The 12,534-nt window shown below is 60.6% G+C and carries 9 protein-coding genes; 8 read left to right on the top strand and 1 reads right to left on the bottom strand.

Going from position 1 to position 12,534, the window contains the following annotated elements:
- Positions 1 to 94: 94 nt before the first annotated feature.
- The 6 genes from EN824_RS12050 (at position 95) to EN824_RS12025 (ending at position 9,901) form a co-directional block, all read left to right on the top strand.
- Positions 95 to 406 (top strand): PilZ domain-containing protein, encoded by a 312-nt coding sequence (locus tag EN824_RS12050; protein ID WP_127276099.1) that lies wholly within the window; start codon positions 95 to 97, stop codon positions 404 to 406.
- Between the two features lie 674 nt (positions 407 to 1,080).
- Positions 1,081 to 4,860 (top strand): vitamin B12-dependent ribonucleotide reductase, encoded by a 3,780-nt coding sequence (locus tag EN824_RS12045; protein ID WP_127276100.1) that lies wholly within the window; start codon positions 1,081 to 1,083, stop codon positions 4,858 to 4,860.
- Between the two features lie 282 nt (positions 4,861 to 5,142).
- Positions 5,143 to 6,336, top strand: a complete 1,194-nt coding sequence (locus tag EN824_RS12040; protein WP_135932321.1) for an SAVED domain-containing protein — start codon at positions 5,143 to 5,145, stop codon at positions 6,334 to 6,336.
- A gap of 13 nt (positions 6,337 to 6,349) precedes the next feature.
- The gene (locus EN824_RS12035; protein ID WP_135932320.1) at positions 6,350 to 7,567 is read left to right on the top strand and encodes a nucleotidyltransferase; all 1,218 of its coding nucleotides are present in this window, start codon (positions 6,350 to 6,352) and stop codon (positions 7,565 to 7,567) included.
- The gene (locus EN824_RS12030; protein ID WP_135932319.1) at positions 7,560 to 9,344 is read left to right on the top strand and encodes a ThiF family adenylyltransferase; all 1,785 of its coding nucleotides are present in this window, start codon (positions 7,560 to 7,562) and stop codon (positions 9,342 to 9,344) included. The genes EN824_RS12035 and EN824_RS12030 overlap by 8 nt, the downstream gene beginning before the upstream one ends.
- Positions 9,341 to 9,901, top strand: coding sequence for a Mov34/MPN/PAD-1 family protein (locus tag EN824_RS12025; RefSeq protein WP_135932318.1), 561 nt, complete (start codon positions 9,341 to 9,343; stop codon positions 9,899 to 9,901). Before EN824_RS12030 ends, EN824_RS12025 begins: the two co-directional genes overlap by 4 nt.
- On the opposite strand, the gene EN824_RS12020 is transcribed toward EN824_RS12025, so the two are convergent.
- Positions 9,879 to 11,138: a DUF2235 domain-containing protein gene (locus EN824_RS12020; RefSeq protein ID WP_135932317.1), complete on the bottom strand. Its 1,260-nt coding sequence runs from the start codon at positions 11,136 to 11,138 to the stop codon at positions 9,879 to 9,881. The two genes, EN824_RS12025 and EN824_RS12020, sit on opposite strands and share 23 nt — an antisense overlap.
- Positions 11,139 to 11,280: 142 nt before the next feature.
- Between EN824_RS12020 and EN824_RS12015 the strand changes: the two genes are divergently transcribed.
- Positions 11,281 to 12,138 carry a metallophosphoesterase gene (locus EN824_RS12015; protein ID WP_189522165.1) on the top strand — a complete coding sequence of 286 codons (858 nt, stop codon included), beginning with the start codon at positions 11,281 to 11,283 and terminating at the stop codon, positions 12,136 to 12,138.
- Positions 12,029 to 12,496 (top strand): iron-containing alcohol dehydrogenase, encoded by a 468-nt coding sequence (locus tag EN824_RS12010; protein ID WP_135932315.1) that lies wholly within the window; start codon positions 12,029 to 12,031, stop codon positions 12,494 to 12,496. The genes EN824_RS12015 and EN824_RS12010 overlap by 110 nt, the downstream gene beginning before the upstream one ends.
- Positions 12,497 to 12,534 lie beyond the last annotated feature (38 nt).

Below are 12,534 nucleotides of genomic sequence, written 5' to 3'. Positions count from 1 at the left end.
GGATCGTAATCATTTCACAACCATGTGATGTATCGCGTGAATGGTTTGCTAATTTTTCTTCGGTAGAAATTGGCCAATCTGGCGCGTTTCATCGATGGCGAACCCTGTAAACCCACTTCAGCAAGAGTCCACCGAGCCCCAGCGCGAGCATCGTCCGCGCGTGCTCAAGGGTGGAACGATCATCACCGGTATCCAGAATTCCGAAGTGAGTTGCATGGTGCGTAACCAGCATGCGGGCGGCGCCGAACTGAAAATACCGCTCGAGGCCCGGGTTCCCGATCATTTCCTTCTCTATGTGCCGCTCGACGGCGTCGCCTATCGCTGCGAGGTCCGCTGGCGCCGCAGCGACCGACTCGGCGTCCAGTTCACCGGAACTGAACCCAAGCCGAAGCTGCATTACGGCTGATCCCTGGCGCACCGGCGTGCCGGGCTTTTTGAGTTCGCGGCACAATATTTCCGCAGTCCGCGTACACGCACCGGGATCGCGCATACCTGCCGGCGGAAAAATGGCCGCCACAGCGGTCAATTCTATCCCCGTTATCCACATGTGTGACACACAAGATGTTGGGGTCACAAAAGCTACGCAAACGAATCCTTGACGGCTCGAAACGAGTCGCCTTTTATAGGCCATGTGCTCCTGTTGAGAGCGCGACCGGAAAGTTCTGAGCCCGGTCTTTTTCCCGGATTATGTGCGTTTTGCCCGCATTTTCGCCTGTTTACGAGGCCGGCGGAAGCGTTGGGATCGTGGGGTGATGGGGCGACGAAAGGGAGAATTGTCGGACTGGAATAAATTGTCTGTTAATACTATATTTAGTGTTTGCAGCTAGGTTCGACGCTAGATAGTGTGAATTTCCCTCGGGTGAGGGAATCGAAAAATTCAGTCCTGAGGGACCCGCGGGGTCGATTGGCAGCTTCGGCAAACGCCCGGCAAGGCGATTTGTCGTGTGCGTGGCCGCGCCCGCGAAGTGGAGATGCCGGCATTGTTCGAAATGCCGGCAAACGGCGGACTGCGCGTTTCGTCTTTTGGGGGCAGAAATCCCCTGATGAAAGCGCTATATATGGACAAAAGGGATCGGACCAATGCGCATCGAGCGTCGTTTCACCAAGCCAGGCCAATCTGCTTATGCGGAGATCGAATTCCGCAAGGCGCTTTCTGAGATCAAGAATCCGGATGGCTCGGTGGTGTTCCGCTTGGACAACATCGATGTGCCGGCGCAGTTCTCCCAGGTCGCCGCGGACATCCTGGCCCAAAAATACTTCCGCAAGGCCGGCGTCCCCGCGCGCCTGAAGAAGGTCGAGGAGAACGACGTCCCCTCCTTTCTGTGGCGCTCCGTCGCCGATGAAGCGGAACTCGCCAAGCTGCCGGAAGCCGAGCGCTATGGTTCCGAGATCGACGCCCGCCAGGTCTTCGACCGGCTGGCCGGCACCTGGACCTATTGGGGCTGGAAGGGCGGCTACTTCAAGGCGTCGGAGGAAGACGCGCGCGCCTTCCGCGACGAGCTTGCCTATATGCTGGCGACGCAGCGCGTCGCGCCGAACTCGCCGCAATGGTTCAACACCGGCCTGCACTGGGCCTATGGCATCGACGGTCCGAGCCAGGGTCACTTCTATGTCGACCCCTTCACCGGCAAGCTGACCAAGTCGAAGTCGTCCTACGAGCATCCGCAGCCGCATGCTTGCTTCATCCAGGGCGTGCAGGATGACCTCGTCAACGAGGGCGGCATCATGGATCTGTGGGTGCGCGAGGCGCGCCTGTTCAAATATGGCTCCGGCACCGGCTCGAACTTCTCGCTGCTGCGCGGCGAAGGCGAAAAGCTGTCCGGCGGCGGCCGCTCGTCCGGCCTGATGAGCTTCCTCAAGATCGGCGACCGCGCCGCTGGCGCCATCAAGTCGGGCGGCACGACGCGCCGAGCGGCGAAAATGGTCATCGTCGACGCCGACCATCCCGATATCGAGGAATTCATCGACTGGAAGGTCAACGAAGAGCAGAAGGTCGCCTCGCTGGTGACCGGTTCCAAGATCGTCAAGAAGCATCTCGAAGCGATCATGAAGGCCTGCGTCAATTGCGAAGGCCATGACGACGACTGCTTCGATCCGACCATCAACACGGCGCTGAAGCGCGAGATCAAGTTGGCCAAGAAGTCGGCGGTGCCGGAAAACTACATCTACCGCGTCATCCAGTTCGCCAAGCAGGGCTACACCTCGATGTCGTTCAAGACCTACGACACTGACTGGGATTCTGACGCCTACCTCACCGTTTCGGGCCAGAACTCCAACAATTCGGTGTCGCTGAAGGACAATTTCCTGCGCGCCGTCGAGACCGACGCCGACTGGCACCTGACCGCCCGCAAGGACGGCAAGGTCTTGAAGACGCTGAAGGCTCGCGACCTCTGGGAAAAGATCGGCTACGCCGCCTGGGCTTCCGCTGATCCCGGCCTGCATTTCAACACGACGATGAACGACTGGCACACCTGCGCCTCCGCCGGTGCGATCCGGGCCTCCAACCCGTGCTCGGAATACATGTTCCTCGACGACACGGCCTGCAACCTCGCCTCGATCAATCTGCTTCCCTACCGCAATGCCGACGGCACGATCGATATCGCTGCCTACGAGCATACCGTGCGGCTGTGGACCATGGTTCTCGAAATCTCGGTGATGATGGCGCAGTTCCCGTCGAAGGAGATCGCCAAGCTCTCCTACGACTACCGCACCCTCGGCCTCGGCTATGCCAATATTGGCGGCCTGCTGATGACCTCGGGCATTCCCTACGACTCCGATGAGGGCCGCGCCATCTGCGCCGCGCTGACCGCGATCATGACCGGCGTCGCCTATTCCACCTCGGCGGAAATGGCTTCCGAGCTCGGCGCCTTCCCGGACTATGACCGCAACGCCCAGAACATGCTGCGCGTCATGCGCAACCATCGCCGCGCCGCCTATGGCGACAAGGACGGCTACGAGAAACTCGCGGTCAATCCAGTGCCTCTCGTGGCGTCGGACCTGAAGCAGCAGGATTTGGCCACCCACGCCAAGGCCGCCTGGGATCGCGCCATCGAACTCGGCGAGGAGCATGGCTACCGCAACGCGCAGGCAACCGTGATCGCGCCCACCGGCACGATCGGCCTGGTCATGGATTGCGACACCACCGGCATCGAGCCCGACTTCGCCCTGGTGAAGTTCAAGAAGCTCGCCGGCGGCGGCTATTTCAAGATCATCAACCGCGCGGTGCCGGAAGCGCTGCGCACGTTGGGCTACTCCGAGAGCCAGATTGCCGAGATCGAGGCCTATGCGGTCGGTCACGGCAATCTCAACCAGGCGCCCGCGATCAACCCCGGCTCGCTCAAGGCCAAGGGTTTTGGCGACGACAAGATCGCGGCGCTCAATGCCGCGCTTAAGTCGGCCTTCGACATCAAGTTCGTCTTCAACCAGTGGACGCTCGGCGCCGACTGGGTGAAGGAGACTTTTGGCTTCACCGACGAGCAGCTCAACGACTTCTCGTTCGAAATGCTGCCGGCGCTGGGTTTCTCCCGGAAGGATATCGAGGCCGCCAACATCCATGTCTGCGGTGCGATGACGCTGGAAGGCGCTCCTTTCCTCAAGGCCGAACACCTCGCCGTATTCGACTGCGCCAGCCCGTGCGGCAAGATCGGCAAGCGCTCGCTTTCGATCAACAGCCACATCCAGATGATGGCGGCGGCACAGCCCTTCATCTCCGGCGCCATCTCCAAGACCATCAACATGCCGAACGACGCGACGGTGGAGGACGCCAAGAGCGCCTACATGCTGTCGTGGAAGCTGGCGCTGAAGGCCAACGCGCTCTACCGCGACGGCTCGAAGCTGTCGCAGCCGCTCAATGCCTCGCTGCTCGCCGATGGCGAGGAGGACGAGGACGATGCGGTCGAGCAGTTGATCCAGGCACCGGCGGCGGCGCGCGCGGCGCAGATCACCGAGCGGATCGTCGAGCGCATCATCGAGCGTGTGTCGCGCGAGCAGGAAAAGCTGCCCGGCCGCCGCAAGGGTTATACGCAGAAGGCCAAGATCGGCGGCAACACCATCTTCCTGCGCACCGGCGAATATGACGATGGCCGTCTCGGCGAGATCTTCATCGACATGAACAAGGAGGGTGCCACGCTGCGTGGCCTTCTCAACAACTTCGCCATCGCGATCTCGCTCGGCCTGCAATATGGCGTGCCGCTCGACGAATATGTGCACGCCTTCACCTTCACCAAGTTCGAGCCGGCCGGCATGGTCATCGGCAACGATGCCATCAAGAGCGCGACATCGATCCTCGACTACGTGTTCCGTGAACTGGCCATCTCCTATCTCGGCCGCAACGATCTCGCCCATGTCGACCAGTCGGACTTCTCCAACACAGCGCTTGGCCGCGGCATCAGCGAAGGCAAGACCGACGCCGTCTCCAAGGGCCTGACCCGCGGCTCGCCGGTGAAGCTGGTGTCGAGGGCAAGCGGCAGCGAGCCGAAGGGCTTTGCCGGCTCCGGCAGCCCTACCCGCTCGGCGCCGACGGCCTTCTCCGGCTCCAACGTGCTGGCGTTGAAGCCGGCGAGCGACGAGGCGATCGCCTACAAGCGCGACTATGAGGAGCGGGCCAAGGAACTGGCCGAGGACATCGCCTTCGAGGAAGCGGCCTCCGATGCCTCGACCGATACCACCGCGGCGCTGTTCACCGACACGGCGGCCCAGGAAGCAGCCGAGGCGAAGAAACTCGCGGCCGACCGCCGCGCCAAGTCATTGCTCCAGGGCTACACCGGCAATTCCTGCTCCGAGTGCCAGAATTTCACCATGGTAAGGAACGGGACTTGCGAGAAGTGCGATACGTGCGGCGCCACGAGCGGGTGCAGCTGAGAACCGAGAGTCGGGCGAAGAATCTATCGGTGCGCGCATAGTTTGGTAACTTTTCCAGCTAAACCGCCTCGAAAAACACAACAGAACGCCTCAGGGGGCCACACCTGCCTGGAAGCCAATGTTGTGTTCCTGCGGTGCCGAACAACGCCCCTATTCGGGGTCACGTAATTCCCCACTCGGTGCCACTGGCGCTGAGCGATAAATAAGAGGTTTCGCGGCGGGCTAATGCGTGCCGCGAAATGCCAGGTCGAACGAATCGTGAATCAACTCTGAGACGAAACCATGCGTGTGGTTGCAGAACCCGAGATGAAAGATCAGGTGCCCGCAGAGCCGCGCCGCGATCGCCGGCGGGCGCTACCGGACAAAGTCAAGAACATCGTATGGGGCCGCGCTGCGGGACGGTGTCAGTATGCGGGATGCAATGCCCTGCTCATCGGCGACGAGGTGTCGGGAGCTGCCAACGCTAACTCGGCCTATATCGGGCACATCATTGCGGACACAGAGGGCGGCCCGCGAGGCGATTCGGTTCTCTCACCCAAGCTTGCCCAAGAGCCCGACAACCTGATGTTGGTCTGCGACCGCCACCATCGCGTTTTCGATCGCGAGATGGTCGCCGAGCATCCCGCGGATGTGCTGATGGCGATGAAGCGCCGCCACGAAGACCGGATCCGGACGGTCACAGCCATCGACGAGGATCTGAGCAGTCACGTCATTCGATACGCTGCGAGGATCGGGACCAACGAATCGCCCGTGGCCAAAGGCGACCTCAAATGGTCGATGATCCCGGATCGCTATCCCCTTGACCATGGGTGGATTGATCTCGATCTCTCGACGCTCGATCTGCCCGATCACGAACCGGACTTCTGGCGCGTCCACGTCCGCAACTTGCGGGCCGGCTTCGCCGAGAAAGTCCGAGGGCGGATGGAGCGGCAGGAAATCCGTCGCCTGGCAGTATTTGGATTGGCGCCGATCCCGCTCCTGATCGAGCTGGGACGTCTGATCTCCGACATCGCGACTGCAGACGTCCGGCAGTTGTTGCGCAGCCCCAAGGGCTGGAAGTGGGACCCGACGGCACCGCCGCTCCGCTTTCACGTCGTGCGGCCGCCTGGCCCAGCCAGCCAGGTCGCGCTGAAGCTGGAGATCAGCGCACCCGTCGTGGACGAACGGGTCCACGCGGTGCTCGGCAACGACGTGGGGATCTGGTCCGTCGCGGCCCACGGAGCCCATAACGACATTATACGCAGCCAAGCCGATCTAGCCGAGTTCGCGCGTCTTTTCAGAACAACGCTGGACGCCATCAAGGTCGCCCATGGCGAGAACACGATCGTGCACGTGTTTCCCGCCATTCCAGTTTCCGCTGCCGTCGAGGCTGGTCGCTCCTGGCAGCCGAAGGCGCACCCCGCTCTCAAGATCTACGACCAAAACAGGAAGCTGGGCGGTTTCATTTTCGCCCATGAACTTGAACACGCCAGCTAGTCAGGAGTTTTTCATGAACATGCATTTGCGCCCGACGACTACGCCAGAGGCCGACGAATTTCTCGAAGACCTCGCCAAAGAGCTCGAAATCCCCGAGCGCCGATACGAACAGGCAGAGACGAGCTACGAGTCGCTGGGCGACTGGCTCAACCGTCCAGAGTCGACAATTCGGCAATACGAGCCCCAAGTCCACGTCCAAGGGTCGTTCGGTCTCGGCACCGTCACGCCACCGCTCACGGTAGACGAGCACTACGATATCGATGCCATCTGCGAGTTTCGCCGCCTAACGAAGAACGAGACCACGCAGGCTAATCTAAAGCGCCTGCTCGAAATCGAAATGAGGCTGTACGCCCGCAGCAAGAACATGATCAAGCCGCTCGAGGAGCACCGTCGCTGCTGGAGGCAACCCTACGCGGACGAAGCTCAATTTCACATGGACGTCACGCCTGGGATTCCAAGTGGCGGAGAACTGACCCAACTCCTGAAAACGCGCGGCTTCGACGCTTCGCTCGCCGAGACCGCGATCTCGATTACCGACAACCGCCACCCGCACTACCAGATTATCGCGGCCGATTGGCAGCGGTCGAATCCACGCGGCTATCTGAAATGGTTTCTGACGCGCATGGCCAAAGTCTACGACAAGCGCAAGAAGGAGCTTCTTCAGAAAGGCGTAACGGCGGGCACCGAGCCGATTCCGGACCACCGGATCCGCACCCCACTGCAGTACGCCATCATGATCCTGAAGCGTCATCGCGACATCATGTACATCGGCCGCAGCGACGACAAGCCGATCTCGATCGTCCTGACAACGCTCGCCGCCCACTCCTACGAAGGAGAGGAGAAGATCGCCGATGCGCTGTTCTCGATCCTGACGAAGATGGACAGCTTCATCGGAACTGCCCCGGACGGCAGCCGTCTCATCGCCAATCCCAGCGATCCGCTGGAGAACTTTGCCGATAAGTGGAAGGAGCATCCGGAGCGGGAGACGGAATTCCATAATTGGCTTCGAAAGGCCCGCGCCGATTTCACAGCGATGGCGCAGTTGTCGAACACGCAGCAGATCACCGAGCAACTTGCCAAGGGCGTTGGTGCCGACATTGCCGACCAGACGCGGCGCCGTTCGGCCGCTCGGCTTAATACACCGACGCTGCTGACCGCCGGTCTCGTCCGCAGCGAGGCGCAGCTTCGGACTTCGGCCGTCCGCATTGAGGGAGATCGCCGGAATGCCTGAGGGTGTCGACCCTCTCGCGAAGCGCTTCAAGTCAGCCGTCAGCACCGTTGAATCGCGCTGGCGGCAAGTTGGCTTGCGCCCGCGAAGGCTCGACGCCAGAGAACTCGCTACCTACCGGGGGCGCTCCGCCGAAATCGGCTGGCGTTTCGACTGCGAGTTTTCCGACCGCCAGCGCCGGCTCGATGTTCTGGTGACCGCGGCCTTTCCTTTTGCGCCCGCGCGGATCGCACTGGTCGATCGTCCTTCCTTTTTGACTTGGCCACATGTCGAAAGTGACGGCGTGCTCTGTCTGGTGCCGGATTACGCCACGTTTCCCATCGACGATCCGTACGCCGGAATCGCCGAACTGCTTGAGATGACGTTTGATCTGATCGAAGCGCTGATCCGCGGCGAGCGCAATGGCGACTTCCAAAGCGAGTTTCTCACATATTGGCATCATGCAGGACGCGGACAGGCCCGGACCATCCTGTCGCTGATCGAACCAGCGCCGCCATCGCGGATCGTCAGGATCTGGGAAGGCGCGAGACGAACTATCATCGCCGACAATGACGACACGTTGCGTGATTGGCTTCGCAATTTCGCTGCGGCAATCCCGGCAACCGAACTCCGTTTCAATAGCGGCTTGCTGGTCTGGATGGATGTCGTCCCGCTGCCGTCGGAATACCCCTCCACGGCGAAGGACATCTACGATATCGCGGCCCGCGCCGGTGTCGCCAACCATCTCGACGAACTTGTCGGCGAGATGCGTCAACGGCTCATCGTGATGCTGGGCGCGAGTACTGAGAACGGACCGGCGCTCGCGACCACGGTCGTCAATCGACCGAAGATCGTTCGTGGATCGGATCCCCTGATTGCCGGGTTTCGCCCCTCGCGCGTGCCCGAGAACGTGCTGCATGCTCGACTGTTCGGAGGAAATGCGGCCGACCGCTCTTCGGTCGAACGCGTCGATCCGACATGGGTCCATGGGCGCGACCGTGATCCTCGGATTCCCGCGCTGCGCGGGGCGACCGTCGGCGTTCTCGGATGCGGATCAGTCGGCGCGCCGGTTGCAATGACGCTGGCCCGAGCCGGCGTCGGCAAGCTCATCCTCGTCGACAAGCAGACCTTCACGGGCGCCAATGTCGGCAGACACCCTCTCGGAGTCGGCTCGATCGGCGCAGCCAAGACAATCGAACTCGCGAAGCGCATCCGCTCAGACCTGCCGCACGTCGAAGTGGAGTGTCATAACTCGCTGGTAGAGAACCTTCTGCTTCGCGCCGACTGTCCCCTCGCCGGCGTTGACCTCATCGTCTCGGCACTCGGAGATTGGCCGAGCGAATCCCTTCTCGACGAATGGCAGGCGGGCCAAACGCGACGCTTTCCGATCGTTTACGGTTGGACGGAACCGCATGCCGCTGCTGGGCACGCGATCGTCGTCTCCGGCAGCGCCGACCGCCTGCGTGACGGACTGGATGCTACCGGATCGCCGTACCTCCTCGCTACACGTTGGGCATATGAAACCCGGCAGTACGAGCCTGCCTGCGGAGCGGCGTTCGATCCCTACGGCCCTGTCGAGTTGGGATTCATAACCTCGATGGTGGCGCAGACCGCACTCGATACCCTTCTCGGTCAGGCGGCCTCGGCCACACATCGCATCTGGCTCGCACGCCGCGCCTTCGTTGAAGCAGCGGGCGGTGCATGGAGTGACGAACTGCGAGCCATCGCTCCGCAAGCGCTCGACGGCGCGACCATGATCGAAAGACGATGGGGCCGGGCCGCCAAGGATCTGGCTGCGTGATCTTCGTTGACATCGGACAATCGGGACAATCGCTTGCGTTTAGCGACGGCGTTCTGAAGCACTTCAACCGACACCGTCAAACGCGTTTTTGGCAGAACGAGGCCGGTGGACTTCTATTTGCGCGATTTCAGCTTCCGGTGATCGACATCGAAGTCGCTACCGGCCCGAGGCGCGGAGATCGCCGATCTCGCTATTCTTACCGTCCGGATGAGCGGGCCGAACAGCGCGAGATCGACGATATGTTTTCGCGCGGGCTGCATTTTGTAGGCTGCTGGCATACGCATCCGGAGGATATCGCATCGCCTTCGCATACCGACCGCAGAAATATAACCGATTGCGTGCGCCGCACCCACCACGCACTGAACGGCTTCATCATGGTGATCGTGGGCAGGAACCCAATTCCGGACGGAATGTACGTTTCTGTGTCCGACGAATCCTCCGTCTACCAGTTGGTGTTTTCGCGAGACGCCGCGTCGGCCGATTCTTCATTGACTTCATCTGCCCGCAGCTTGGCGCACCTTGAAAGAGACTCCGCTACGCCGGGTTCCCGGACATAGGAACGACTCTAGGGCTCTCCGGAAAGTTCTCGGGCTTGTACTTCGCGATAGCGGCCATCCTGTCCACGACGGATTGATGAACAAACGCCTCGGGCGATATGAAGCGTGGCTCGGCGCTTGGGATGTAGTGGCCGAAGAGCGACTTGCGAGCAGCCCACTCCTTGTATTTGTCTGCCTTCGGCCACAGTTCCAGCAGGCGCCACGCGTTCGACATCGAGTCATGCGGATCACGCCTGATATCGGGTGGGACGTAGCTGAACGGACTTCCCTTTCTCTGCACTCCCCAAGCCAGCTGGTTCACGGTCCTGGGGTCGACGGCCAAGCCATGCTTCACCGCTTCGTCGATCATCCAGATCAGTGGGAATTTCGAAAGACCGCTCTCTTGCTCCGGGTAGCCTCCCCCGATATCGGCGTGCACACCTGAAAACCAGACTTGCTGCGCGTCCTGCGGTTCCGCATTGTTCGTAGCGCTGAACCTATTATGCATGAACGTTTGTGGTTCATCCCAGGCGTCCAGTCTGAACATTCTTCTTCGTTCGTCGATCGCGATCGCCTGGCGGAAAATGCGAACGCTAGGATTGTTTCTGGTATTGGCAAGCGTCTGCAGGCTGAACGCATAGAACCTATCCGGACGCGGGACTATCACGCTCGCGACCGTGTCCCATACTCCAACGAATTTGATCGTCGGCCATCTCGAAGAAACAATCCGGGCGAACTGCGAGGCGCGATCGTCCTTGGTCGATGGAACAGGCTGGCCACTTACTTCTCCGCGTTCAGATTCCTCCATCATTGCCGACTGAATCGGATCGATCGCCGGCCCTGTCTGTTTGTACGCCGTCAATGCAGCACCGGCGAGATTCCACTGATGCGGCGAAAGGAGTCCAATTCTATGGACAAGGCCCGCAAGAACGCGGGCCGTGTAAGCGCCACGACTGAAGCCAAAGAGATAGATTTCGTCGCCGTCCTCATACTGAGTCACCAGAAACTCATAAGCGGCAAGGACGTTGTCATCGAGGCCGTAACCTGTCGCCAAACCAAGCACCGCGATGGCATCTTGCCTGAACTTGGTCCATGGATCCGGTCTTGCGAGTGTCCCAACGCCCGGATCATAGAACACCACTTGGGGCGGCTGGGTCTTCCCAGTTTTTCGAAGTACGCGGTAAAGCTTCAGAACATTGGAGATGTTTTCACTGATCTCGTTTCCCGTTCCGTCGCAACAGACAACTATGTTTTTCATTGATTCCTCTCCCCGGCTGCGCTTGTAGGCAAGTCTACCATCAATCCCAGGCTAGAAGAGCATGATCCAGACCGCCTTATCAAAGCGGGTTTAAGAGAAAACCAATGACCTGCCGGTAGGCGTGTCCCGAAAGGAACAACGCTTGCCCCACGTTACCTACGCCATCGGCGATGTTCACGGCCGTGCCGATCTGTTGGAAGTCTTGCTAGCTACGATCGCAGGAGATGCACATGCGTCCGACGCCGAACCCCGAGTGCTGTTCCTCGGCGATATCGTCGACCGTGGTCCTGCCAGCCGGGAAGCGATGGATCTCGTCTGCAACACTCTCGCCCGGTGGCCGCGGTCACGGCTGATCCGCGGCAACCACGACGACTATTTCCTGGACTTCATGACCGCCGACCAGGTTGACGAGCAAAGGTTCGGGAGATGGCTGACGCGGATCGGTGGCTACCAGACGATGGAGTCCTATGGCCTCCTGTCCGTTGGCAACATCCGGGATGCCGCGAGGATGTTTCGCACCAACCATCCGTATCACCTGCAGGCGCTAAAGGATGCCTCCCCGATCATCGTCGACGATCGCTTCGCCTACGTTCACGCAGGAATCGATCCTACTCGTTCCATCGGCGACCAAGCCCCCAAGGATTTGATGATGATCCGGGACAGGTTCGTCGATTATGAGGGGCAGCTGTCGCACATCATCGTGCACGGCCATACCCCGACGTCGGACAGCATGCCAGACCCGAAGCCCTGCCGGATCGCCATAGACACGGGTGCCTATGCCTCTGGCAGGCTGACCTGTCTGGCGGTATCCGCCGATGAACGGAACCTTCACTTCCTGTTTGCTACGGCTTGGGGCGGAAGCATCGGGGTCACGCGGGAGATGCAGACGAATGACCGATTTTATCCGGCTGAAGGCGAAGTATCCGGACCTCATTCCGACGAGGATGACATTCCAGTGCGGTGCCGGCTGGGAACGGGTTCTGGATCAATATTTCGGTGAGATAGCTCAAGCGTTGCCTGCGGGTACTCGACTGAACCTCGATCGGGTTTATGAGAAGTACGGGAGCTTGAGGATCGACGCCACGGCAGCGGGCATTGTCACTCCCGAGATTAGGTTGGCACTGGACAAGGCAGAGGTGCTCGCAGATTCGCGTTCCTACCGATTTTGCGAGTCTTGCGGCAAGCCGGGAAGTCTTCGCGACAAGCGAATGTTATACGTCGCATGTGAAGACCATGCTGACGGAGCGGCGGCCCTGCCGCCAGACGAAGGCGGGGTCAGACTGGACGGAATTGCCTACGAGTACGATGAAGAAGCCGACGATCTGGTCGTCGTCAATGTGGAGCGCGAAGGCGACTAGAGCCATCCGGACTGCAGGCATCGCCCCTGGACGGATTC

Source organism: Mesorhizobium sp. M8A.F.Ca.ET.181.01.1.1 (assembly GCF_004792025.1).
GTDB lineage: Bacteria > Pseudomonadota > Alphaproteobacteria > Rhizobiales > Rhizobiaceae > Mesorhizobium.
The sequence above is the reverse complement of the archived record's forward strand: the minus strand, read 5'-3'. Positions and strand labels throughout refer to the sequence as shown.